Here is a 22,216-nt window from a genome sequence, read left to right as displayed (position 1 = left end):
CTACTTCCCGAAGGAGATTAGCAGGAGTAGTACATATCGAACTCGACCGGATGCGGGGTCATGTTCAGACGCTCGATCTCGCTGCGCTTCAGCTCGATGTAACCGTCCAGCATGTCCTTGGTGAACACGTCACCTTCGGTCAGGAAGTCCATATCTTCTTCCAGGCAATCCAGCGCCATGGTCAGAGTATGCGCCACGGTGGGGATGCCTTTCGCTTCTTCAGCCGGCAGATCGTACAGATCTTTGTCCATGGCATCGCCAGGGTGCATCTTGTTCTTGATGCCGTCCAGGCCAGCCATCAGCAGGGAGGCGAAACACAGGTACGGGTTCGCAGACGGGTCAGGGAAGCGAGCTTCAACACGACGCGCCTTGGCACTGTTCACGAACGGGATACGGATAGACGCGGAACGGTTGCGGGCAGAGTAAGCCAGCATTACCGGCGCTTCATAACCGGGCACCAGACGCTTGTAGGCGTTGGTGGACGCGTTGGTGAACGCGTTCAGGGCGCGGGCGTGCTTGATGATACCGCCGATGAAGTACAGCGCTTCGTCAGACAGGCCAGCATAGCCGTCGCCGGCAAACAGGTTCTTGCCGTCTTTGCCCAGGGATACGTGTACGTGCATACCGGAACCGTTGTCACCGATCAGCGGCTTGGGCATGAAGGTAGCCGTTTTGCCGTAGGCGTGTGCCACGTTGTGTACACAGTACTTAAGGATCTGCACTTCGTCCGCCTTGGCGGTCAGAGTGTTGGCGCCAACGCCGATTTCACACTGGCCCGCAGTGCCCACTTCGTGGTGATGCACTTCGATTTTCAGGCCCATGGATTCCATGGCAGAACACATGGCGCCACGCAGGTCGTGCAGGCTATCTACCGGCGGAACCGGGAAGTAGCCGCCTTTCACACCCGGACGGTGGCCAATGTTGCCACCTTCGAAGTCTTCGTGGGATACCCACGCTGCTTCTTCGGAGTGAATGTTATACATGGAACCCTGCATGTCGGATTTCCACTGCACGGAGTCGAATACGAAAAACTCCGGCTCAGGACCGAACAGCGCGGTGTCGGCAATACCGGTGGACTTCAGGTATTCCTCGGCACGGCGAGCAACGGAACGCGGATCGCGCTCGTAACCTTGCATGGTGGTCGGCTCGAGGATGTCGCAACGCAGGTTCAGAGTGGCAACGTCAGTGAACGGGTCCAGTACGGCGGACTCGTCATCCGGCATCATGACCATGTCGGACTCGTTGATGCCCTTCCAGCCGGCGATGGAGGAACCATCGAACATTTTACCGTCCTGGAAGAAATCTTCATCGATTTCACCAACGGGGAGGGTAACGTGCTGCTCCTTACCACAGCTATCGGTGAAGCGCAGGTCCACCCATTTCACATCATTGTCTTTGATCAGTTTGAGGGTCTTAACAGACATTATCTTGCGTCCTCCTAAGGAACAGCGGGTTTGTCTCTGACTCGTCGTGCCACTCTGGGAAGGGCAACACAAGGAGCCGGTATTCTCGGCCACTGGGCCAGCTTTGCCAATAGGGAGGCAAATACCATGCCAGCCCTTTTTTAGCGCATTCCGCGCCCAAATCGCAGAAATCAGGGAAGATGATTCATTTTGGTGCACAGCAACGGTGCACTCAATGGGTGCAAAGCACTAAAACAGTGCGCCATTATCTTCGCCCACGCGCAACACCACAAAAACCTCGTTACCCTGCTCCCCCATTTCCAGCACATCATGCCCATTGATCCGGCACCAGGTCGGGATATCACTCAATGCGCCGGGATCGGTGCAGACCACTTTCAGCGTATCGCCAGTGGCCAGGGTTCTTACCTTGTTCTGGGTCTTGATCACCGGCATGGGGCACAGCATCCTGCGCACATCCAGTTCCTGCGGGGTGTCGTTCATCAAGGCATCCTTGGATTCCAGCTTCTAAAAGAGGGCGCCGCGCCGCAAGTGAAGCGCAAACTCGGCAGCACCTTTTTTGTTTTTTCGCCGCTAGCCGCTGTCTTCAGCCCACGTTCCAGCTAGGTAACACGGCTTCCGGCTGCGCCGGGACAACGGTCACTTGCCGCGCCACCCCATCCGGGCTACGCACGTCCAACGTTACCGCCTCGTCCACGCGGCCTTTGGAGTAACGGGCAACAATGGCCGCCGCCAGCTCCATTTCAGCATCGCTCTCAAACTGGCCATCCACCAGCGCCAGCGGCCCCGGGCAGCTCACCGTGGTAATGCTGGTGAACTGGTAACGGTAGCCTTCCAGGAAACGGTTTTCGCCTTCTTCACGGCTGATAATCAGCTTAAAGTGCGGCTGTGGGCGGATGTGGCGACCCACTTTCAGCAGCATAATGTCATCCAGCTCGTAACGGCGCTCATTCCGCGCTGTCCACAAATCCGCCAGCTTGTTCGAATAGGACTTGTCAGTGAGGAAGCAGCAGCCACCGGCTGGCTGAGCAAATTCTTCCAGGCCAAACTTTTCCGCCAGCGCCATCTGCGGCTTACGGGTACGGCCAGAAAAATCGTGCAGCTCATCGCGCTTCACCCAGCCTTCGCGCTCTGGCAGCGTGGCGGGCAGATTCTGTGCGCATAGCGGACGTAACAGACGATCATCGGCGCCAGACTCCTGACTGATGATCGGCATGGTGTCCTTACGCTGGCTTTTCGGCCGCTGACCAATCACCTCACCGGTAACGATAAAATCAAAGCCCCGGTCACCGGCCAACTCGCGGGCCTTGTTAATCATCAGCGTGGCCTGGTTAACCATGAAAATCTTACAGTCCAGGCAGGGGTTCAGGTTTGCGCCATAGCCGTGCTTGGGGTTGAGCACCACATCCTTGTACTCCTCGGAGATATCAATGATGTGCATCTTGATGCCCAGCTGCTCCGCCACCCACAGGGCGTTGTTACGCTTTTCCTTTTCCTTGTCCTTCTTGCGGATGGCATGGGTATGCCCTTCCACGCAGAAGCCGGTGTAGAAGTTCACACCTTCCACCTCGATGCCCTGCTCCTGCATGACCTTCACCGCCAGCATGGAGTCCAGTCCACCGGACACCAGAGCAATGGCGCGGCGTTTGATTGGTTGGGTTGACTCTGTCATCGAAAAACCTGCGTTGCTGTGGGGACAGCTCAAAAATTGGGCGGCGCAGTATAGCAATCGCGGGCCAAGGGCGCATCCTCCCGATGGCAACGGCACCGACCGGCTGTCACCCCACCGTCATGGCCAGCCACCACACTCCGCTTTCCATGTGTTTGAAATTGCTTTGATTTATGCTCACAAGACTTCGCTGGCCGCTGATCGCTTTACTGCTTGCCCTGACCGCCGCCGCGCTGGGCTGGTGGTGGCATACCCCCCACGGTCCCTGGCTGGTTCATCAGGAACCCCTGGCCGGGCAACGGATCTGCGCTGTCGGAGATGGCGGCTGGGGCAATGCCCCCTCCATGGCTGTGGGGCAGGCGCTGGTGAACCTTGAATGTGATCAGGTGCGCTACCTGGGGGATCTTGTCTACCCCGACGGCATCACCAATGCCGACGACCCCTTGTTGGAAAGCCGTTTTCTGACGCCCATGAAACCGGCCATGGACGCGGGCATTCCCTTCTATCTGGTACTGGGTAATCACGACTGGAAAGGCAATGGCGAGGCCTGGCTGGAAGTGTCACGGCGCTATCCGCAAGTCCACTTTCCCCACTTCTATTATTTTGAACAATGGCCGGACGCTTGCGCCTTCAGCCTGGAAACCACCTGGTTCGAAAAATGGTATTACTTCCGCCGCCAAGGCAGTTGGCTGGAGCAAGCCAAAGACACCGCCCGCGAACATGGCTGCCGCTTCAGTCTAGGCTTCGCCCACCACCCCATGTTTAGCACCGGCTCCCACGGGGACGCAGGCGAGATGATCAACCTGTCACTCAAGCCAAAGTTGCTCGGCCATCTGGACCTGCTGGTGGGTGGCCATGACCACGTGCTGTCCGACGAGGGAGAATACCAGGGCACTCGACAGTTAATTTCAGGCGCGGCCAGTATCAACAATGACTTGGGCCCGGCCAGCGAGCAGCAACGCTTCACCCGCGCGACCCACGGCCTGGTCACCATCGATCTGCAAGACAACAACGGGACGATGCGAGCGCAATACCGTTTTTACAGTGTATTGGGTGACCCGCAGGATCCATTGATCACACTACTCTGGCAGGGCACCCAGCAAGGGGAAGGGGTTCGCTGAAAATGATTTCCGAATACAGCAAGCGACAGACTTGCCGCTTGCTGTATTACTCTTCTTCCGCCGGCACCGGGCCAGCCACCGCAAACTGTTGTTTTGCGAAGGCCACACGCTCAGCCACTGGGCGGGTTTCGTCTTTCAAGGTTTCCAGCTGTTTTTCAATGATCTGACAACGGCGCAGCAAACCATCATCCATGGCGATCTGGATATTCAGCCCCGGGCGGGCATTAAGCTCCAGCATCATCGGACCATGCTCCGCGTCCATCACCAAGTCCACGCCCAAATACCCAAGCCCTGTAAGGTCGTAGCAACGCGCCGCCAGCTCCAGGCACTCCTGCCAATCCGGCACGGTCAACCCGGCCACAGGGTTCGCCGTGTCCGGGTGACGCTCAATCTTCAGGTTATGCCAGGTCCCGCCCAAGGTGACGCCGGAGGCTAGATCCAGCCCGACGCCAATGGCGCCCTGGTGCAGGTTCGCCTTGCCCTGGGATTGCCGGGTAGGCAGGCGCAGCATGGCCGCCACCGGGTACCCCTTGAGCACGATAATGCGAATGTCCGGCACCCCCTCGAAACTGATTCGGTTGAACAGTTCCGTGGAGCGCACCCGGTATTCGATCAGCGCCTGATCGCGATGGCCACCCAGAGAATAAATCCCGGAAATAATCCCGGAGATATGGTGCTCCAGCTCTTCGGTGGTAATGATGCGCCCGGAGGCGGAGCGGAAATAATCCTCGAAACGATCGGCGATCACCATGATACCGTCGCCGCCGGCACCTTGTGCGGGCTTGATCACAAAATCCCGGTGCTGCTCGACCACCCGATGCAAGGTACTGATGCCCTGCTCTGTCGCGATGGTCCCGTACATTTGCGGCACCCTAATGCCCGCATCCAGAGCCATTTCCTTGGTCTGAATCTTGTCGTCCACCAACGGGTACAGGCTGCGCTTGTTGTAGCGCAGAATATAATCGCCGTTACGCTGGTTGATGCCCATGACGCCACGGGCGCGCAGGGCCTTGCGGGTTTTCGACCAAAACATCAGCGCTTATCCCCGTCCACCATGGCACGGAACCGCAATAACTCGGTGAGGCGATAGCCCCGGTAGTGCCCCATCAGCACCATGATTGCGGCCAGGCACAACAACACACCCGGGAAGGTGAATACGAAATACACCAGCGGCTGCCACACCATCAGCAGGTGGCAGAAGATTGCCGCCACCAGTGTGCCCAGCGCCACTTTCAACGACTGGGAGCCACCTCGCTCTTCCCAGACAATGGAGGTCCGCTCGATCACCATGGTCAGGATCACCATGGGGAACAGCGCCACCGACAGGCCCGAGCCCATGCCCAGCTTGTAGCCCAGCAGGCTGATCAACGCCATGGCGATCACCACAAAGGTAAGCACCACAGAAAGTCGAGGTAATAACTGTAATTTCAGATGTTCAAGATAGGAACGCACCGACAGCCCGATGGCAGTGATCGACGTAAACAGCAGCACACCCCAGACCACCTGCGTCTCACGGAACGCCAAGGCAATCAGTACCGGGGTAAATGTGCCCAGGGTTTCCATACCGATCAACGAACGAATAAATAGCACCAACATAACGCCCACCGGAATCATCACCAGGATCCGGTACAGTTGCTGGGCAGGTAGCGGCAGCTCGTAAAGGGAGAAATCGATAAAGCTGCTCACGTCTTTCAAACGCAGGGATTGGGCCAGCTGCAACGCGCTCATTTCATTTTCGTGCACGCTGAAGCTCACGTCCGCAGACTTGCCGCCTTCAATATTCAGTAGCGGCCCGGGGCCACTCCACCAGACCAGACGATCTTCCGGCAGGCCCTGCTGGCCATTGAGCGGATTGAAATAGAGCCATTTCTTGCCGTTAAAGCTGCGCAGCCACAGCTCCGGCTGCTGCCCCTGAGTCTCCGCCAAACGCAGGGTATGCACCGGCTCCGCCGGGATATGCGCCACCGCCAACAACAGATCAATCACATTGGCCCTGTTCTCCGGGCTCACGTCGCTGCCCAGCAGCAGCTGGACATTATCGTTTTCCAGCTCGTTGACCCGCTTGATGGTCTCGCTGATAAAGGTTTCCACATCCGCCGAGTGCTGACGAATCGGCTCCAGCAGCGCGTCGGCGGCCAGCTTTTCCGGGCCATCCAGCGTCGGGGCCGGACGAAATTGGGGGCCGGGATCATTTTCCGGGCTATCCGCATAGCGCGGGGTCAGCATCAGGCGATAATAAAGGTACTGGCTGCCTTCGGCACGCCGTGACGACCAGGTCACCTGCCGATTGCCTTTCTCCACATTTACGTTCACACCGTAATTGTTGGAGATAAAGCTCTCATTAAGCGTGGTATAGCCCACCCCCAGCGGCGGCACAAACATGCGCACTTTGACAGGCTTGTTGGCCTTGGCCGCAAAGGAAACCTGGGCATCCACCACCCATACCGGATCCTTTTCGTCCTGACTCAACGGCACATTTTGCACCAGCAACTGGTAAGCGATACTGCCACCACCCAACAAAAGCAGGAAAACGGCAAGCAGCCGCGCTTGCAACTTCACAGAACCCATTATAGCGCCTCGGCAGCCTCCATTGTCTCGTCGTCGCTTTCGACCACATTCGCCTCATTGTCCTGACAACCCGGCTCGCCCACCGCCATGGATAATGACGGATCTACCAGAGCACCCAGACCTTGCAGCGCCTCGGAGCCAATCAGCAGCGGGTAACGAAACTCACTACGGTCTGTCAGGTTCACTTCAATCTGTTCTTCGCGCTTGCCCATGCAGACGGTCAAGGTCACCACCGGGCGACGGCTGTAATCCCGATCCCCCGGCGCAACATTCTCTGACCGCCGCTTGATGCGCACATGGCCGGACAGCGGCAGCTCTACATCATCCCATTGTTCCGTGGCGATGCCCCACTCTTCCCGGTCATCACGGTCGATGGAGAGGTCAAATTCAACCATATCCACGCCATCCTGCTCGAAAGTGCGGATGTAACGGGCGCTCAGGGAGGCAGAATCCGCGCCGGTATCCAGCTTGGCCGGCACCGTAATGCCCAGCTCCTTGATATGCACTTTTTCGTGCAAGCCATAAATCATCTTGCCGGCAGAGTCGTCAGCCACCACCACAAAGGGCGCTAAGACCAGCAGCAGAGCAAGGAGTGTGCGCATCATAACAACCTGATTGCAAAAGCGTTATAGCCCGATCACAGGGGCCACTGGCCCAGCCTCTGACCCGTCCCGGGTAAAATGGTTGCGCCATTCTAGGCGATCATCGGCCCGCCCGCAGGCTCAACCGTGAAATTTTGAACTTGTTCACAATTGCCAATCTTACGATAAAGGCTGACCGGCGGGCTATCACCCACACGTTACGCTGCTATAATGCGCGCCCCTGCGAAACCGCTGGCACGGTTTCGCCCACCATATTTGGAGCATCACTAGTGATTGAACGTCTGCGCAATATCGCCATCATCGCCCACGTTGACCACGGCAAGACCACCCTGGTGGACAAGCTGCTGCAACAGTCTGGCACCCTGGGAGATCGCGCCGGCGACATCGAACGGGTCATGGACTCCAACGACCTGGAAAAAGAGCGGGGCATTACCATTCTGTCCAAAAACACCGCTATCCAGTGGAATGACTACCGCATCAACATCGTGGACACCCCCGGCCACGCCGACTTCGGCGGGGAAGTAGAGCGGGTAATGTCCATGGTGGATTCCGTGCTACTGCTGGTAGACGCAGTGGACGGCCCCATGCCGCAAACCCGCTTCGTGACCCAAAAAGCGTTCGCCGCCGGCCTCAAGCCGATTGTTGTCATCAACAAGATCGACCGTCCCGGCGCCCGCCCGGACTGGGTAATGGACCAGGTCTTCGATCTGTTCGACAACCTGGGCGCCACCGACGAGCAGCTGGACTTCCCCGTAATCTACGCCTCCGCCCTGAATGGCATCGCCGGCCTGGACGCGGACGATTTGGCTGACGACATGACCCCGCTGCTGCAAGCCATCGTCGACAAAGTGGACTACCCGAATGTAGACGCCGACGGCCCGTTCCAGATGCAGATCTCCTCTCTGGACTACAACAGCTACCTGGGCATCGTCGGCATTGGCCGCGTTAAGCGCGGCAACATCAAGGCCAACAGCCCGGTGAAAGTCATCGGCGCCGACGGCAATGTCCGTAACGGCAAGATCCTCACCATCATGGGCTACCACGGCCTGGAGCGGGTAGACGCCACCACCGCCTCCGCTGGCGAGATCGTCTGCATCACCGGTCTAGACCCGCTAAACATCTCCGATACCCTATGTGACCCGTTGAACGTGGAAGCGCTGACCCCGCTGAGCGTGGACGAGCCCACCGTGAGCATGTTCTTCCACGTCAACACCTCACCGTTTGCCGGCAAGGAAGGCAAGTTCGTTACCAGCCGCCAGATCCGCGAGCGCCTGGAAGCCGAGCTCAAGCACAACGTGGCCCTGCGTGTGGAAGAAACCGGCAGCGCCGACCAGTTCCGCGTCTCCGGTCGTGGCGAACTGCACCTGTCCGTGCTGATCGAAAACATGCGCCGTGAAGGCTTCGAGCTGGCAGTGGGTCGCCCACAGGTGATCATCCGCGAAGAAGACGGCGTCAAGCAGGAACCCTACGAAACCGTTGTCGCCGACGTGGAAGAACAACACCAGGGCGCCATCATGGAGCACCTGGGTCTGCGTAAGGCCGAGCTGACTAACATGGAGCCTGACGGCAAAGGCCGGGTTCGCCTGGAATTCCTGGTGCCCAGCCGCGGCCTGATCGGCTTCCGTAGCCAGTTTCTGACTCTGACCTCCGGCACCGGCATCCTCAACAGCACCTTCAGCCACTACGGCGAGTACAAGGCCGGCGACATGGCCAAGCGCATCAACGGTGTGCTGGTATCCATGGTGAAAGGCAAGGTGCTGGGCTTCGCCCTGTTCAACCTGCAGGAACGTGGCCGCATGCTGATCGACCCGAACGTGGACGTATACGAAGGCCAGATCATCGGCATTCATAGCCGCGGCAACGACTTGGTCGTGAACCCCACCAAGGGCAAGCAGCTGACCAACATGCGCGCCTCCGGCACCGATGAGAACATCGTTCTCACCCCGCCGATCCGTTTCAGCCTGGAGCAAGCTCTGGACTTCATCGAAGACGACGAGCTGGTGGAAGTGACCCCCAGCTCCCTGCGTATTCGCAAGAAGCTGCTCACCGAAACGGAGCGCAAGCGCGCCGGACGTTAAGCAAGAGACGCAACACGCTGCACACATCAAACGCCACGCCTAAAAACGTGGCGTTTTTTGTGCTCATCACGCATTAGACTGAATAACTCGCCTCTCGCCGTCTGATGGGGTTATCGCGAATACCCGGCATTGTGCCAAACGCTCGACGCCGAATGCCTAGCGTAAAAGCTCATAGCCTGAGCGGCTGTCGTTATTGCGGCATCTCCTTTGAGGGGCATTTTGAGATTTTTTCAGGAATAGTCAGGGCCATCATTTAGGAATGATCGGGCAATACATTTTGCGCAGAGAGCATCGCAACCAAGGGTTTCAGCTTTTGAATGCAAGCGTCTGTCGTCGGGCATCCGGCGTCCAGCGGCTGCCAGCCCAGGATAATGAGACAAGGCCTGAAGCCGGCTATTCACTTCACTCCGCGACAAACCTTTTTTTGCGTCCAGCGCACCGTCAACGCGCTTTCAACCGAATAACATCAACACCATCACCGCACCGATCACCACCCCCAACAACAAGCCAGCCAGGAATCCCTGCCCGGCCAGCGGGGCGGAACCGGTCGTTAGCGCCCCCTCTCCCCTGTCAGCAGGCTGACTGGCCTCAAACTCGGCAATGACCTCCAAGGCACGATCTTCATCATTGGCCGCCACCCACACCGTCGACAGCCCGGCCGCCGGCAACTCGCCCATGCCACCCTGCAACATGTCACCCTGCACCTGAGCCATGATACCCACCTGATCCAGCAGGTTAGCTAGCATATGGGCTTCAATCATGTGCCTTGCCTGAAAAACACACTTCACCGGCCTCTCCTCCGCTACGGGTTCACCGGGGTTTTCTCCACCACCTCAAGCAACGTATAGCGCAGGCTGCTGCCATCCGCCGGCGGCGCCTCCACCTCTTCCACCTTCACACGCAAGGTGTATTGAAACCCCTCTTGGTAAGTAAAGCCTTCTACGTGGTTATAGAACAACGCCCAATTGGCATCGGCCTCCTTCTTGACCCGCAAACACTCCATCACGCCGACACCAATACATGCCGAGCCATAGGGTGCCACATAAAGAAGCTGCCCCGGCTTGTCCTGCGGCGAAGGCTCACTGCAACCAGCCAGTAAAAACAACAACGCCAAGATCCCGTGTTTCCACATCATCATCCATGTCCTGTTATTCTTGTCGTAGCGCTTATCGTAGTTCTGATCAGTACCACGCCCACCCCGCCAAGGCAAAACCCGACATGCTGCATATCGCCCTGTTCGAACCGGAAATCCCTCCCAACACCGGCAACATTATCCGCTTGGCAGCCAACACCGGCGCTCAGCTGCACCTGATTGAGCCACTGGGGTTTTCCCTGGAAGAGAAAAAGCTGCGCCGCGCCGGCCTCGACTACAGCGAATTTGCCGCATTACAGGTGCACCGGGATTTTGCCGCGTTTCAGGAAAGTGTTGCCGGCCAGCGACTATTCGCCATGACCACCAAGGGCAGCCAACCTCATAGCAAGGCGAGTTTTCAGGACGGGGATGTTCTGTTGTTCGGGCCAGAAACCCGGGGGTTGCCCGCTCACATTCTCGACAGCCTGCCGCCAACACAAAAGCTGCGGCTACCCATGGTGGCAGATAGCCGCAGCCTCAATCTCAGCAACGCCGTTGCCGTCACACTTTACGAGGCATGGCGACAACTGGGCTATGATGGTGCCGTGGATCATTAACCCGCGATAGCCTGACGAAAACCGGGGCTGCCGTCCTAAAACGAAAAAAGCCGCGCCCTAATGTTGGGCGCGGCTTTTTTTGCAGCGTAGCGAGCGTCATCTATATCACGACAACGCCTCTACAGCAGCGACAACCGTTATTGAACCGTCTCGCCAGCTGCCGCGGCATTTTCCTTTTGCTGCTCACGCTGCTGCTGATACAGCGCATCGAAGTTAATCGGCTGCAGCACCATTTGCGGGAATGATCCCTTGGCTACCAGATCCGATACCACTTCACGCACATACGGGAACAGCAGGTTCGGGCAATACGCGCCAAGCAATTGCGCCCGCTCTTCACCCTCGATGCCTTTCACAGTGAAAATCCCGGCCTGCTTCACTTCCACCAAGTAGAAGGTCTTTTCTTCAGCTTCGTCCTTGGCGGTCACCGTCACGGTGATTTCCACTTCAAATTCATCACCTTCACCCACGCGACGGGCGCTGTTGTTCAGCTGCACGTTCACCTTGGGCTTCCATTCCTGCAGGAACACGTCCGGTGCGCCAGGGCACTCGAAGGAGGTGTCTTTCAGGTAAATACGCTGCAGTTGGAAAACCTGTTGCTGTTCATCAGCCATGTTCTTCTCCTATTACTGGCCTGCTCCGAGCAGAGCATCGAGCTCCCCCGCTCGCTCCAGAGCAAAAAGTTCATCACAGCCACCGATGGCGTGATCATTAATGAAAATCTGCGGCACCGTCCGGGCGCCCCCGCGCTGCATCATAACTGCACGCTGCTGGGGCTCACGATCCACATCGGTCTCCTCGAACGCCACATTCTTGCTGTTCAGCAACTGCTTGGCACGCACGCAAAACGGGCACCAAGCAGTGGTATACAGTTCGACTTTGGCCATTTCTGCCTCCTGCTTACTCTTTGACCACCGGCAAGCTGGCTGACCGCCAGGCATTCAAGCCGCCCTGAATGCGATACAGATCAGAAAAACCCTTGGTGCGCAGCTGCCGCCCCAGATGTGAGGCCTTTGACCCCATATCACAAGTCAGGATGAGGGGTTTGTCCTTGTATTTTTCCAGCTCTGCAATACGATCAAGCGCCTGCCCGGCGGGAATGTTGATGCTACCGGCAATATGGCCAGCGCGGAATTCATCACTGTCGCGCAGATCCACGATCACCGCCTCTTTCTGGTTCACCATGTTGGTGGCCAACTGCGGCGTAAGCGACTGGCCGCCGCGGCGGGACTCAAGCACAAAGAACAGTGCCCACAACAGAAAAAAGGCGGACACCAGAATATAATGGTTGCTGGCGAATTCAATCAGATTGCCCATGGAAACCCCGGATCATTAGCGTTGGCTCTCATCGGCGCCAATGGTACAGCGCCACTGTTTCCCCCGGGAAAGAAAGCCGAAGGAAAATCGGCGCCAAGTATACACATCCCCGGGCCGTTAAGGTAAAACCGCGCCATGACCCGACGATTACTATTGCTTCTACTGCTCCCGATCCTGCTTCCTGTTAGCGGGGCGGCAGACACTGCGCCCAGCAAGGCCCAGCTGGAGAAGCTCAAATCCCGCATCAGCGAACTGAGCGATGCACAAAACCGCGAATTGCGCGAACGCGATTCCGTGCAGGCCAACCTGCGCGAGGCAGAACTGCGCATCAGCCGGCTGACCCGTGAACAGCGCAGCCTGGAAAAAAAGGCCAGCACCGCCCGGCAACGCCTCGACGCCCTGGAAGCGGAACAGGCGGTGCTCGCCGCTGAAAAACGCACCCAGCTGGACTGGCTGGGTAAAACCGTGCGCGCCAGCTACCAGGCCGGTCGCCAGGAACGCATCAAGTTACTGCTTAACCAGGAGCAGCCAGATCAAATCGCTCGCCTGCTGCGCTATCAGGAGTATTACCAGCGCGCGCGCACCGACCGCCTAGAGGCCGTCAACGGCGAACTGGACGAACTCAAAGCCATCGCCCTGCGCGTGGACAAGGCCCGTCAGGTACTGCTGGATCAACGCACCCAGGTTCAACGCCATGCAGACAAGCTGCAAGGCGCCCAGCAAGAGCGCCAGACCACGCTGGCATCACTGAACCGCTCACTGGATGACCGGGGCAGCAACCTTAACCAGCTAAAAACCGACCAGCAGCGCCTGCAGAAACTACTGCAAGACATGCAGCGCAGCCTCAATGACATTCCTGCCGACCTGGGTGGCAAGCCCTTCGGCAACCTGGCCGGCAAGCTCCCCTGGCCCGTAGAAGCGCGCATTTCCACCGGCTATAACAGCCGCCGGGAAGGAGCGCTGCGCTGGCAAGGGGTCATTTTCAATGCCGCCCCCGGCACCCCGGTCCGGGCGATCCATTCCGGGCGCGTGGTGTTTGCCGACTGGCTGCGCGGCTACGGCCTACTCACCATCGTCGATCATGGCAGCGGCTACCTGACGCTCTACGGTTACAACCAGAGCCTGCTGCGCGAAGTAGGCGAGTGGGTATCCGCCGGTGACAGCCTGGCGCTGGCCGGCAATTCCGGCGGCAACCGGACCAACGGTCTCTACTTCGAGATACGCCACCGGGGCAAGGCTGTGAACCCCACACGCTGGTGCAATCAGCGTGTTACACTGCCGCCATTGGCGCAAAATTAACGATGAACATTGAAACGCGCACAGCTTTTTTCTGTGCCCGCCGGGGATCCCGAATGCCAACGACCATCCTGCCCACGCTCCGTTCTGTCGTGATCACAGGCCTGCTTGCCCTTAGTCCTTTCACCGCCCTTCACGCCCAGGATCCTGCCCTTGATGAGCAGGCCCGCCAGCAAGGCGTTCCGGTGGATGAGCTGCGCGCCTTTGCCGAAGTCATGGAGCGTATCCGCGCGGCCTACATTGAAGACGTGGATGATAGCGAACTGCTGGACGCGGCCATCCGTGGCATGCTCCACGACCTGGACCCGCACTCCAGCTACCTGACGCCAGACCAATTCGACGACCTGCAGGTCACCACCACCGGCGAATTCGGCGGCCTTGGCATTGAAGTCACCATGGAAGACGGCTTCGTGAAAGTGATCACCCCAGTGGATGACTCCCCGGCCAGCAACGCCGGCATCCTCGCTGGCGACCTGATCCTCAAGATCGACGACACCTTCGTGAAAGGGCTGACCCTGGGCGAAGCCGTAGAGCTAATGCGCGGGGAAATCGGTACTAAAATCGAACTGATGGTGCTGAGCGAAGGCGACGAAAAACCCCGTCAAGTGAGCCTCAAACGCGACCGCATCCAGACTCACAGCGTGAAATCAAAAATGCTGGAGCCCGGCCTCGGCTACCTGCGTATTTCCCAGTTCCAAAACAACACCGGTGACGATGCCCGCAAGGCGCTGGAAAAGCTCAACAAGGACACCGCCCTCAACGGCCTGATTCTCGATCTGCGCAATAATCCCGGCGGCGTACTCAACGGCGCCGTGGAAGTCACCGACCTGTTCCTGGATGACGGCCTGGTGGTATACACCCAGGGCCGCGACAAGGCGAGCCGAAACGATTTTGATGCCAGCGCCGGCGACGCCCTGAACGGCAAACCGCTGGTGGTGCTGGTCAACGGCGGCAGCGCCTCCGCCTCGGAAATCGTGGCCGGCGCCCTGCAAGACCAGGAGCGCGCCATCGTGGTGGGCAACCGCACCTTCGGCAAAGGCTCGGTGCAAACAGTATTGCCGCTGAGCAAGGACCGCGCCCTGAAGCTCACCACCGCCCGCTATTACACCCCCAAGGGACGCTCCATTCAGGCTGAGGGCATTGAACCCGATATCGCCGTGGACGTGGTCACCAAAATTGAAGTGCGCGAAGACATGCACCTGCGCGAAGCAGACCTGCCCCGCCATCTGGATAACGAAAACGGCGACAGTGAGAAAGAGAAGAAACGCAGCTCCTTGGCCGAGGACGATTACCCGCTGGCACAGGCGCTCTCCATCCTCAAAGGCGTGGTCCTCACTCAACGCCCCGCGGCGGCCGCAAAACCCGACGATCAACCTTGATGGTTGGTCGGTTACTGGGCCTGGGGCTGCTGCTCCCGGGGCTGCTGCTAAGTGCGAGCGCCCTGGCGGCGCCCCGCATTGCCATCATCATTGATGACCTGGGATACAGCCGCCAGCGCGGCCAGGCCATTGTGGACCTGCCTGCACCCGTCACCTGTGCCGTCATTCCTTTTTCACCCCATGGCCGTCGATTAGCGGAACAGGCCAGTCTGGCCGGCAAGGAAGTGCTGGTGCACATGCCCATGGCCACACAGAATCATTTGAAACTGGACCGCGGCGGCCTGCAGACCGGAATGAATGAACCCCAACTGTTAGACGCGGTTCGCCAAGCGCTTAGCCAGATCCCCCAGGCTCGCGGCTTGAACAACCACATGGGTAGCGCGCTCACCGAGCAACAACAGCCCATGGGCTGGCTAATGGCAGAATTGAAGGCGCACCAGTTATTCTTTGTGGACAGCCGCACCAGCAGTCACTCCGTGGCGCAGCAGGTGGCCCGGCAGGCAGGACTGTCCAACGCCGGGCGCGATGTCTTTCTGGATAACAAACGGGATCTGGTCAGCATCAACCAGCAATTCAATCAGCTGATCCGACTTGCCCGGCAACGCGGCCAAGCCATCGCCATCGGCCACCCCTATCCGGAAACCGTGCACTACCTGCAACAGGTACTGCCTCTAATGAAAGACGCCGGCATTGATGTCGTGCCGGTGTCCTCCCTGTTAACCACCCCGGCCGTGACCACCGCCACCACCGGGGCCAGCACTCACGCCGGGTCCTGATCCCGGTTTTTACCAATACCCGTGAGCTTGGCGTAACCGATCATCAAGAAACCAAACGCAAACATCAGCACGCCATACACCGCTGATGGCACCGACATGGCCTCGGAATGCAGCAGCGTCAACGTCACCATCAACCCCAACGTGCCGTTCTTGATCCCCAGCTCGATGGCCACAGTGAAAGCCTGATCACGGCTTAAGCCGATCACACGGCCGCCGACCATGCCGAGAATAATACCGGCCACATTGAGAATAATGGCGGATAAGCCGGCTTGCTTGAACAACTCCAGCGCTTCTTCGCCCAGCTCCACCAGCAATAGTGCAATCACCGCCACCATCACCGCCAACCCCAACAGCCCCACAGCTTTCTCGCCTTTCTCGGCCCAGTGTTGACGAAAGTGGCGAATCGCCATGCCAATCGCCACAGGCAACAGGATGATCACAAACAGGGTAATGATGGTGCGCATGACGGGCAGTTCCAGCGCCTGCGAGGTGTCCTGAAAACGCTCCAGCCCCCAACCGGTAAAGGCAGGCAACGTCACGATGGTGATCAGGCTGGCCAGCACGGTAAGCACGATGGACAGGGCCACATCACCGCGGCCCAGATAGACAAACAAATTGGAGGTTGTACCACCCGGGCAGGCAGCAATCACGATCAGCCCCACCGCCAGCGCCGGCGAAAGATCCAACGCCAGCGCCACACCCAGGGCAATCAACGGCAACAGAAGAATCTGGCAAACCAGACCATAGAAGGTGCCACGCGGGGCGATAACAACTTCGCGGAAATCTTTGGGGGCCAGGGTCATGCCCATTCCCACCATGATCAGAAACAACGATAACGGCAGCCCGATATCAATCAACGCACCTGAACCCATTACAACTCTCCCGTGATTTTTTATGGTCTTGCAACGGGGGCAGCGCCCCCAAAACCTCGAGAGTAAAACAGGGTTCCATTTATAGCCAGTACGTAACGGCTAAAGTTGTGACAGGAGGTTAACCCAACCGAAAGAAGGCCGGGAGATGATCAGCCCAAACGCATTTCCACGCCGGCTGACTGCATGAATTCCTTGGCTTGCTGCACCGAGTATTCACCGAAGTGGAAGATCGACGCCGCCAGCACCGCATCGGCGCCGCCCTGCTGCACACCGTCCACCAGATGTTGCAGATTGCCGACCCCGCCAGAAGCGATCACCGGCACCGGTACCGCATCGGAGATGGCACGGGTCAGCGCGATGTCAAAACCGTTCTTGGTGCCATCACGATCCATACTGGTCAGCAGGATTTCACCGGCACCGTAGTCGGTCATTTTGCGCGCCCACTCCACCGCATCCAGGCCCGTGGGTTTGCGGCCACCGTGGGTGAAGATTTCCCAGCGATTGGGAGCGCTTTCCGCGCTGACTTTTTTCGCGTCGATGGCCACCACAATACACTGAGAACCAAACCGGTCCGCCGCTTCACGGACAAACTCCGGGTTATGTACCGCCGCCGAGTTGATCGCCACTTTGTCCGCGCCGGCATTCAGCAGGTTACGGATATCTTCCAGCGCACGTACCCCACCGCCCACGGTAAGCGGAATAAACACCTGGCTGGCGATCTGCTCCACCGTGTGCAGCGTGGTATCGCGCTCCTGATGGCTGGCAGTGATATCCAGAAAGGTAATTTCATCTGCACCTGCATCGTTATAGCGCTTGGCAATTTCCACCGGGTCACCGGCATCGCGGATATCCACGAACTGCACGCCTTTGACCACGCGGCCGGCGTCCACATCCAGACACGGAATAATGCGTTTGGCTAAACCCATAATACGTCCCCGGCGCTCAGGCGCCGCTCAACTCATCGGAAAGCGCCTGGCCTTCGGCAAAGTCCAGGGTGTTTTCGTAGATAGCTCGACCGGTGATAGCGCCATTGATGCCCTGGTCGGCCACTGCGCACAAGTTACGCACGTCGTCCAGATTGGTAATGCCGCCGGAGGCGATCACCGGGATCGACATGGACTGGGCCAGCCTCACGGTGGCGTCCACATTCACGCCCTGCAGCATGCCGTCGCGACTGATGTCGGTGTAAACGATGGCAGACACGCCATCGTTCTCAAACTGTTTCGCCAGCTCGATCACATCCACATCGGTGACATTCGCCCAGCCATCGGTGGCCACCTTGCCATCTTTGGCATCCAGGCCAACGATGATGTGGCCGGGGAACTGCTCGCACATGGCTTTGACAAATTCCGGCTCATTCACCGCCTTGGTGCCAATGATGACCCACTGCACGCCCGCATCCAGATAGGCCTGAATAATTTCCGGGCTACGGATACCGCCACCAATCTGAATCGGCAGGTTAGGGTGGGCCTTGGCAATCGCCTTGACGATCTCGCCATTGACCGGCTCACCGGCAAAAGCGCCGTTCAGATCAACCAGATGCAGCCGGCGGGCGCCACGCTCCACCCAATGGCTAGCAACGGCAACCGGATCATCAGAAAACACCGTGTCGTCTTCCATACGACCCTGCTTAAGGCGTACACATTTACCGTCTTTCAGGTCGATGGCGGGAATCAGTAACATCAGAATCTCTTCGTTTGAATGCATTAAAGACACGCAATTGGCAACACGCGCGCAAGCTTGTTGCCTGTTGCCTGTTGCGTGCAACGCTGCTCTATGGCTTCCAGCGCAGAAAATTTTCCAGCAGGGTCAGCCCCGCGTCCGCGCTTTTTTCCGGGTGGAACTGCACGGCAAACACATTGCCCTGGACCGCGGCAGCGGCAAAGCTCAGGCCGTAATCGCAACGCCCGGCCACGGCCTCATCGGGCAGCCCGGTGACGCAATAACTGTGTACAAAGTAAAAGCGGGCATGGTTATCGATCCCCGCCCACATGGGGTGCGCCATGCCCTGCTGCACCTGGTTCCAACCCATGTGCGGCACTTTCAGCCGAGCACCGGTATCGCTGAACTGCTCACCGAAAAACGTGACCTGCCCATCGAAAATTCCCAGGCAATCCACGCCGTTATTTTCTTCACTGCGGGCCATCATTGCCTGCATGCCCACACAGATCCCCAGCAACGGCTTGCCGGCCGCCGCCACGTCACGGATGGCCTGATCCAGGCCGGTGTCTTTCAGAACCGCAATGCAGTCACGAATGGCGCCCACACCGGGAAACACCACCCGGTCCGCCGCCCGAACCTGATCCGGGTCGCCGGTGATGATGATGGTCTGGCCATTGGCGACCTTTTCCAGCGCCTTGCCTGCGGAGTGCAGGTTACCCATGCCGTAATCAATAACGGCAACGACTTCACTCATATTCGGGAGCCTGTGCTGTACGGTTACTCGCTTTCGCTGAGGGTACCTTTGGTGGACGGGGTAATGCCGTCCATGCGCGGGTCCGGCTCCACCGCCATACGCAGTGCGCGGCCAAAGGCCTTGAACACGGTCTCAGCCTGATGGTGGGCGTTCTTGCCGCGCAGGTTATCGATATGCAGAGTAATCATGGCGTGGTTCACGAAGCCCTGGAAAAATTCGTAGAACAGGTCCACGTCGAAGCCACCGATGCTGCCCCGGGTGAAATCCACAAACATTTCCAGACCCGGACGGCCGGACAGGTCCAGCACTACCCGTGACAGGGCTTCGTCCAGAGGCACATAGGCGTGGCCGTAACGGCGCACCCCTTTCTTGTCACCGATGGCTTTGGCAAAGGCCTGCCCCAGCGTGATACCGATATCTTCCACCGTGTGGTGGGCATCGATGTGCAGGTCACCCTTGGCCTTGATATCCAGATCGACCAAACCATGACGTGCCACCTGATCCAGCATGTGCTCAAGGAACGGCAACCCGGTCTCCAGTTTGCACTGACCGGTGCCATCCAGACTGATGGTGGCTTGAATCTGGGTTTCCAGGGTGTTGCGCTCTACGGTAGCGCTTCGCTTGCTCATCTATACCTCCCAGGCATTGGACCGGCTATTATACGCACCCCAACAGAAGCTAACCAGCGGAGAGCGTCGATGCCCATCAGCGTAGAAGCCCATGCCCTTACGGAAACCCAGTGCGAAGCCTTTGCCAAGGTACTGCGTGATGCCCCGCAATACCGCCAGAAGCTGGCCGATGCGGTGGCTGGCGGGCAAGGGCGGCTGTTCGCTGCCCACTTCAATGGGCAGCGCGTGGCTATCGCCCTGATAGAAGAAAACCAGCCGCAGCTGGCCTGGATGGTCGTGCATCCCGCCACTCAGGGGCGCGGGGTGGGCAAGGATTTCCTGCGTCTGATCGGCCAGCAGCTAGGAGAAACGCTCACCCTGCCAGACCACTGCCGGCAGCAGCGCGGCCTATAACTGAGCCAGTGGCAGCCGGATATGCAGCGCAAAGCCCCGCCCGGGGCCAGCGCTTTCCGCCCACAGAGAACCGCCCACCTGCTCAACCATCACCCGCGCCATGGCCAGGGACAGGCCAAAACCTTCTTCATGGTGACGTGATCCCATCACGAAGAATGGTTCGAGGATATGCTCCAGCTGCTCCGCGGTAGCCCCCCTGCCTTCATCACGAATACAGAGTTCGGCATGGCCCGCCGGCACATCCACGGTGCTGCTGACTTCCACGCTATCGCCTTCGGCACTGAAGCGCAGCGCATTATCCAGCGCCATGGTCAGCACTTCACGCAACTCCCCTTCACAGGCTCGCACCTGCAAATTCGGTGAAATCCGGTTACGCACCGCCACACCGCAAGTCTCTATCCGCGCCGCCTGGTCACGCAAAATGGCGTCGAACATCCACATGGGCTGACAGCTGGCCTGCAACGGCGGCTGGTGGCGGTCGGAGAGATCAAAATACCGCAGTGAGGTGCTGACGATCCCCGTGAGGCGCCGCTGCCCCTTGCGCACCATGGCCCACACATCCACCTCTTTCTCACCCGGCCCCTGCCCGGATTGCCCCAGTGAGTCGGCCGCACCAATCCAGTTGATCGGGGTATTCAGCTCATGGCTGATGTACTGCAGGAACATGGATTTGTCCTGGTTCATCTGTTCGATATCCGCCAGGTGACGCTCCAGATTCTGCTGCGCCTCCACCGACAACTGCTTGCGCTCGCTTTCCAGAAACCGGATCCGGTCGCCCAGCGCCAGTGACAACATCACCACCACCCACAGCGCGCCAAAATGCAGCAGGTAAGGAATAACCACGCTATAGGGAATCAAGCCCAGATTGCCGATGGCATACAGGAACACTGTCAGCAGAAATACGGACCAGGCCAATACATACAACCGCGCCACCCGGAAGCCCTGGCGCCACACCACCCAACCCAGCCAGCTGAACAGCACCACCGTCATCATCACCACCACCGTGGACAGGTGATAGGAATACGGCGGCGGGATCACCCACTGCAGCAGGAACGCCACCCCGATCAGGATCAGGTAATGCTTCAGCAATCGGTCATAGCGCGGAAACCGCTGGGCCAACTGCAGAAACTGCCGTGAGTACAGCGCCAGCGAGAGCCCGCAGGTATAGGTGGTCAGCCAGAAATATTCATTGATCTTGGGGGTCTCCGGCCACAGATACTGCAATCCAAAGCCGCTGACGCAGATATTGAAAAACAGCACCCCGGTCAGAAACACCACAAAATGCAGGTGCACATTGTCACGCAGGGACAGAAACAGCAGCAGGTTGTAAATCAACATAATGGTCAACGAACCGTAGAACAGCCCCTGCAGCAACTGCTCCAGATAGGTGTACTCCACCAGCCCCTTGGCACTGTAGAGCATGGGCATCATGTTCAATGCGCCCTTGCCGCGCACCTTGAGATAGTACTCACTCACCCCGTCTGGCAGCGATTCCAGATTGAACACAAAAGAGCGGTGGTCCATGGGCCGCCGCCCAAAGGGGCGTGTATCCCCCACCGCGTATTCCTGGAACTCGCCACCCGGCTGCGGCACGAACAGGGTCAGCTCATCGAGAATCGGATAGCGCTCCACCAGGAACCAGCTACGCCCATCCATCTGGCTGGCATCCAGCTGAAAACGCAGCCAGATCGTGCTTTTGGTAAAACCGAAATTCAGGGTGTTGCTGTCACTTTGGCGAAAACGACTGGCAAACTGGTCGCGAATCTGGCTCAAGGTCCAGTTGCCTTCCGGGTCCTCCAGCACATCCACCCGGGCCCCCAACTGAACGCTATCTCCCGCCGAAACCAGTGCAATGGGCTCGGCACGCACCATGCCCCCCACCAACAGCAGCGCCATCAAGACAACAACATGGAACTTTCGCAAAACGCTCTTCCCCTAACGTCACAATAACAATCACGAATAATGCTACGGTATGGTCAGTGAATCCCCACTG

Annotated in this window: 24 protein-coding genes; 7 read left to right on the top strand and 17 right to left on the bottom strand. The window is 58.6% G+C overall.

Annotated features, from left to right (window positions below):
- Window positions 1–17 precede the first annotated feature (17 nt).
- The 3 genes from glnA to ABNH18_RS12095 form a co-directional block, all read right to left on the bottom strand.
- On the bottom strand, window positions 18–1,424 hold the full coding sequence (gene glnA, locus ABNH18_RS12105) for a glutamate--ammonia ligase (protein WP_349383054.1): 1,407 nt from the start codon (window positions 1,422–1,424) through the stop codon (window positions 18–20).
- 228 nt (window positions 1,425–1,652) lie between these two features.
- On the bottom strand, window positions 1,653–1,904 hold the full coding sequence (locus tag ABNH18_RS12100; RefSeq protein WP_349383053.1) for a sulfurtransferase TusA family protein: 252 nt from the start codon (window positions 1,902–1,904) through the stop codon (window positions 1,653–1,655).
- A gap of 103 nt (window positions 1,905–2,007) precedes the next feature.
- A complete protein-coding gene (locus ABNH18_RS12095) occupies window positions 2,008–3,093 on the bottom strand; it encodes a tRNA (5-methylaminomethyl-2-thiouridylate)-methyltransferase (protein ID WP_349383052.1) in 1,086 nt (361 codons plus the stop codon).
- A 170-nt stretch (window positions 3,094–3,263) separates the two neighbouring features.
- Here ABNH18_RS12095 and ABNH18_RS12090 point away from each other — a divergent pair, with 170 nt between their 5' ends.
- Window positions 3,264–4,211, top strand: coding sequence for a metallophosphoesterase (locus ABNH18_RS12090; protein WP_349383051.1), 948 nt, complete (start codon window positions 3,264–3,266; stop codon window positions 4,209–4,211).
- Between the two features lie 46 nt (window positions 4,212–4,257).
- Here the strand turns inward: ABNH18_RS12090 and ABNH18_RS12085 are convergent, their stop codons facing one another.
- Genes ABNH18_RS12085 through ABNH18_RS12075 form a run of 3 tightly spaced genes read right to left on the bottom strand, consistent with a single transcriptional unit; the run spans window position 4,258 to window position 7,384 of the window.
- Window positions 4,258–5,244 (bottom strand): alpha-L-glutamate ligase-like protein, encoded by a 987-nt coding sequence (locus tag ABNH18_RS12085; RefSeq protein WP_349383050.1) that lies wholly within the window; start codon window positions 5,242–5,244, stop codon window positions 4,258–4,260.
- The gene (locus tag ABNH18_RS12080) at window positions 5,244–6,779 is read right to left on the bottom strand and encodes an inactive transglutaminase family protein (RefSeq protein ID WP_349383049.1); all 1,536 of its coding nucleotides are present in this window, start codon (window positions 6,777–6,779) and stop codon (window positions 5,244–5,246) included. The genes ABNH18_RS12085 and ABNH18_RS12080 overlap by 1 nt, the downstream gene beginning before the upstream one ends.
- Window positions 6,779–7,384, bottom strand: a complete 606-nt coding sequence (locus tag ABNH18_RS12075; protein WP_349383048.1) for an ATP-dependent zinc protease family protein — start codon at window positions 7,382–7,384, stop codon at window positions 6,779–6,781. Before ABNH18_RS12075 ends, ABNH18_RS12080 begins: the two co-directional genes overlap by 1 nt.
- A gap of 266 nt (window positions 7,385–7,650) precedes the next feature.
- Here ABNH18_RS12075 and typA point away from each other — a divergent pair, with 266 nt between their 5' ends.
- Window positions 7,651–9,459: a translational GTPase TypA gene (gene typA, locus ABNH18_RS12070; RefSeq protein ID WP_349383047.1), complete on the top strand. Its 1,809-nt coding sequence runs from the start codon at window positions 7,651–7,653 to the stop codon at window positions 9,457–9,459.
- Window positions 9,460–9,911: 452 nt separating this feature from the next.
- On the opposite strand, the gene ABNH18_RS12065 is transcribed toward typA, so the two are convergent.
- Window positions 9,912–10,247: a putative signal transducing protein gene (locus tag ABNH18_RS12065; protein ID WP_349383046.1), complete on the bottom strand. Its 336-nt coding sequence runs from the start codon at window positions 10,245–10,247 to the stop codon at window positions 9,912–9,914.
- A 14-nt stretch (window positions 10,248–10,261) separates the two neighbouring features.
- Window positions 10,262–10,594, bottom strand: a complete 333-nt coding sequence (locus ABNH18_RS12060) for a DUF4377 domain-containing protein (protein WP_349383045.1) — start codon at window positions 10,592–10,594, stop codon at window positions 10,262–10,264.
- Window positions 10,595–10,677: 83 nt separating this feature from the next.
- On the opposite strand from ABNH18_RS12060, the gene trmL reads away from it, so the two are divergent.
- The gene (gene trmL, locus ABNH18_RS12055; protein WP_349383044.1) at window positions 10,678–11,148 is read left to right on the top strand and encodes a tRNA (uridine(34)/cytosine(34)/5-carboxymethylaminomethyluridine(34)-2'-O)-methyltransferase TrmL; all 471 of its coding nucleotides are present in this window, start codon (window positions 10,678–10,680) and stop codon (window positions 11,146–11,148) included.
- A gap of 137 nt (window positions 11,149–11,285) precedes the next feature.
- Here the strand turns inward: trmL and secB are convergent, their stop codons facing one another.
- The 3 genes from secB to ABNH18_RS12040 are packed head-to-tail and all read right to left on the bottom strand — an operon-like array spanning window position 11,286 to window position 12,462.
- Entirely contained in the window at window positions 11,286–11,759 is a 474-nt protein-coding gene (secB, locus tag ABNH18_RS12050; protein WP_349383043.1) for a protein-export chaperone SecB, read from the bottom strand.
- 12 nt (window positions 11,760–11,771) lie between these two features.
- Entirely contained in the window at window positions 11,772–12,032 is a 261-nt protein-coding gene (grxC, locus tag ABNH18_RS12045) for a glutaredoxin 3 (protein WP_349383042.1), read from the bottom strand.
- A 13-nt stretch (window positions 12,033–12,045) separates the two neighbouring features.
- Entirely contained in the window at window positions 12,046–12,462 is a 417-nt protein-coding gene (locus ABNH18_RS12040) for a rhodanese-like domain-containing protein (protein WP_349383041.1), read from the bottom strand.
- Window positions 12,463–12,597: 135 nt separating this feature from the next.
- Between ABNH18_RS12040 and ABNH18_RS12035 the strand changes: the two genes are divergently transcribed.
- The 3 genes from ABNH18_RS12035 to ABNH18_RS12025 are packed head-to-tail and all read left to right on the top strand — an operon-like array spanning window position 12,598 to window position 15,913.
- On the top strand, window positions 12,598–13,761 hold the full coding sequence (locus tag ABNH18_RS12035; RefSeq protein WP_349383040.1) for a murein hydrolase activator EnvC family protein: 1,164 nt from the start codon (window positions 12,598–12,600) through the stop codon (window positions 13,759–13,761).
- A 53-nt stretch (window positions 13,762–13,814) separates the two neighbouring features.
- Window positions 13,815–15,137, top strand: a complete 1,323-nt coding sequence (locus ABNH18_RS12030) for a S41 family peptidase (RefSeq protein ID WP_349383039.1) — start codon at window positions 13,815–13,817, stop codon at window positions 15,135–15,137.
- Complete coding sequence (locus ABNH18_RS12025) at window positions 15,137–15,913, top strand: divergent polysaccharide deacetylase family protein (RefSeq protein ID WP_349383265.1); 777 nt, start codon at window positions 15,137–15,139, stop codon at window positions 15,911–15,913. Before ABNH18_RS12030 ends, ABNH18_RS12025 begins: the two co-directional genes overlap by 1 nt.
- On the opposite strand, the gene ABNH18_RS12020 is transcribed toward ABNH18_RS12025, so the two are convergent.
- The 5 genes from ABNH18_RS12020 to hisB all read right to left on the bottom strand — a co-directional run bounded on the left by ABNH18_RS12020 (window position 15,898) and on the right by hisB (window position 19,830).
- Entirely contained in the window at window positions 15,898–16,785 is an 888-nt protein-coding gene (locus ABNH18_RS12020; protein ID WP_349383038.1) for a bile acid:sodium symporter family protein, read from the bottom strand. The two genes, ABNH18_RS12025 and ABNH18_RS12020, sit on opposite strands and share 16 nt — an antisense overlap.
- Before the next feature lie 149 nt (window positions 16,786–16,934).
- Window positions 16,935–17,711 (bottom strand): imidazole glycerol phosphate synthase subunit HisF, encoded by a 777-nt coding sequence (gene hisF, locus ABNH18_RS12015; protein ID WP_349383037.1) that lies wholly within the window; start codon window positions 17,709–17,711, stop codon window positions 16,935–16,937.
- A gap of 16 nt (window positions 17,712–17,727) precedes the next feature.
- Entirely contained in the window at window positions 17,728–18,468 is a 741-nt protein-coding gene (hisA, locus tag ABNH18_RS12010) for a 1-(5-phosphoribosyl)-5-[(5-phosphoribosylamino)methylideneamino]imidazole-4-carboxamide isomerase (protein ID WP_349383036.1), read from the bottom strand.
- A 91-nt stretch (window positions 18,469–18,559) separates the two neighbouring features.
- The gene (gene hisH / locus ABNH18_RS12005; protein ID WP_349383035.1) at window positions 18,560–19,201 is read right to left on the bottom strand and encodes an imidazole glycerol phosphate synthase subunit HisH; all 642 of its coding nucleotides are present in this window, start codon (window positions 19,199–19,201) and stop codon (window positions 18,560–18,562) included.
- Window positions 19,202–19,224: 23 nt separating this feature from the next.
- Window positions 19,225–19,830, bottom strand: a complete 606-nt coding sequence (gene hisB / locus ABNH18_RS12000) for an imidazoleglycerol-phosphate dehydratase HisB (protein WP_349383034.1) — start codon at window positions 19,828–19,830, stop codon at window positions 19,225–19,227.
- Between the two features lie 69 nt (window positions 19,831–19,899).
- Between hisB and ABNH18_RS11995 the strand changes: the two genes are divergently transcribed.
- Window positions 19,900–20,223 (top strand): GNAT family N-acetyltransferase, encoded by a 324-nt coding sequence (locus ABNH18_RS11995; protein ID WP_349383033.1) that lies wholly within the window; start codon window positions 19,900–19,902, stop codon window positions 20,221–20,223.
- Here ABNH18_RS11995 and ABNH18_RS11990 read toward each other — a convergent pair.
- Complete coding sequence (locus ABNH18_RS11990; RefSeq protein ID WP_349383032.1) at window positions 20,218–22,146, bottom strand: sensor histidine kinase; 1,929 nt, start codon at window positions 22,144–22,146, stop codon at window positions 20,218–20,220. The genes ABNH18_RS11995 and ABNH18_RS11990 overlap by 6 nt on opposite strands.
- Window positions 22,147–22,216 lie beyond the last annotated feature (70 nt).

It is taken from the genome of Alcanivorax sp. (genome assembly GCF_040118815.1).
In the GTDB taxonomy this organism is placed as follows: Bacteria; Pseudomonadota; Gammaproteobacteria; order Pseudomonadales; family Alcanivoracaceae; genus Alcanivorax.
This window is presented reverse-complemented; position numbering and strand designations above follow the sequence as displayed.

Coding starts and splice junctions, on each gene's coding strand:
- ABNH18_RS12020 (WP_349383038.1), bottom strand. CDS start 16,785: ATGGGTTCAGGTGCGTTGATTGATATCGGGCTGCCGTTATCGTTGTTT.
- secB (WP_349383043.1), bottom strand. CDS start 11,759: ATGGCTGATGAACAGCAACAGGTTTTCCAACTGCAGCGTATTTACCTG.
- ABNH18_RS12090 (WP_349383051.1), top strand. CDS start 3,264: ATGCTCACAAGACTTCGCTGGCCGCTGATCGCTTTACTGCTTGCCCTG.
- ABNH18_RS12075 (WP_349383048.1), bottom strand. CDS start 7,384: ATGATGCGCACACTCCTTGCTCTGCTGCTGGTCTTAGCGCCCTTTGTG.
- glnA (WP_349383054.1), bottom strand. CDS start 1,424: ATGTCTGTTAAGACCCTCAAACTGATCAAAGACAATGATGTGAAATGG.
- ABNH18_RS12030 (WP_349383039.1), top strand. CDS start 13,815: ATGCCAACGACCATCCTGCCCACGCTCCGTTCTGTCGTGATCACAGGC.
- ABNH18_RS12060 (WP_349383045.1), bottom strand. CDS start 10,594: ATGATGTGGAAACACGGGATCTTGGCGTTGTTGTTTTTACTGGCTGGT.
- ABNH18_RS12025 (WP_349383265.1), top strand. CDS start 15,137: ATGGTTGGTCGGTTACTGGGCCTGGGGCTGCTGCTCCCGGGGCTGCTG.
- hisB (WP_349383034.1), bottom strand. CDS start 19,830: ATGAGCAAGCGAAGCGCTACCGTAGAGCGCAACACCCTGGAAACCCAG.
- hisH (WP_349383035.1), bottom strand. CDS start 19,201: ATGAGTGAAGTCGTTGCCGTTATTGATTACGGCATGGGTAACCTGCAC.
- trmL (WP_349383044.1), top strand. CDS start 10,678: ATGCTGCATATCGCCCTGTTCGAACCGGAAATCCCTCCCAACACCGGC.
- ABNH18_RS12100 (WP_349383053.1), bottom strand. CDS start 1,904: ATGAACGACACCCCGCAGGAACTGGATGTGCGCAGGATGCTGTGCCCC.
- ABNH18_RS12095 (WP_349383052.1), bottom strand. CDS start 3,093: ATGACAGAGTCAACCCAACCAATCAAACGCCGCGCCATTGCTCTGGTG.
- hisF (WP_349383037.1), bottom strand. CDS start 17,711: ATGGGTTTAGCCAAACGCATTATTCCGTGTCTGGATGTGGACGCCGGC.
- hisA (WP_349383036.1), bottom strand. CDS start 18,468: ATGTTACTGATTCCCGCCATCGACCTGAAAGACGGTAAATGTGTACGC.
- ABNH18_RS11995 (WP_349383033.1), top strand. CDS start 19,900: ATGCCCATCAGCGTAGAAGCCCATGCCCTTACGGAAACCCAGTGCGAA.
- ABNH18_RS12085 (WP_349383050.1), bottom strand. CDS start 5,244: ATGTTTTGGTCGAAAACCCGCAAGGCCCTGCGCGCCCGTGGCGTCATG.
- ABNH18_RS12035 (WP_349383040.1), top strand. CDS start 12,598: ATGACCCGACGATTACTATTGCTTCTACTGCTCCCGATCCTGCTTCCT.
- ABNH18_RS12040 (WP_349383041.1), bottom strand. CDS start 12,462: ATGGGCAATCTGATTGAATTCGCCAGCAACCATTATATTCTGGTGTCC.
- ABNH18_RS12080 (WP_349383049.1), bottom strand. CDS start 6,779: ATGGGTTCTGTGAAGTTGCAAGCGCGGCTGCTTGCCGTTTTCCTGCTT.
- grxC (WP_349383042.1), bottom strand. CDS start 12,032: ATGGCCAAAGTCGAACTGTATACCACTGCTTGGTGCCCGTTTTGCGTG.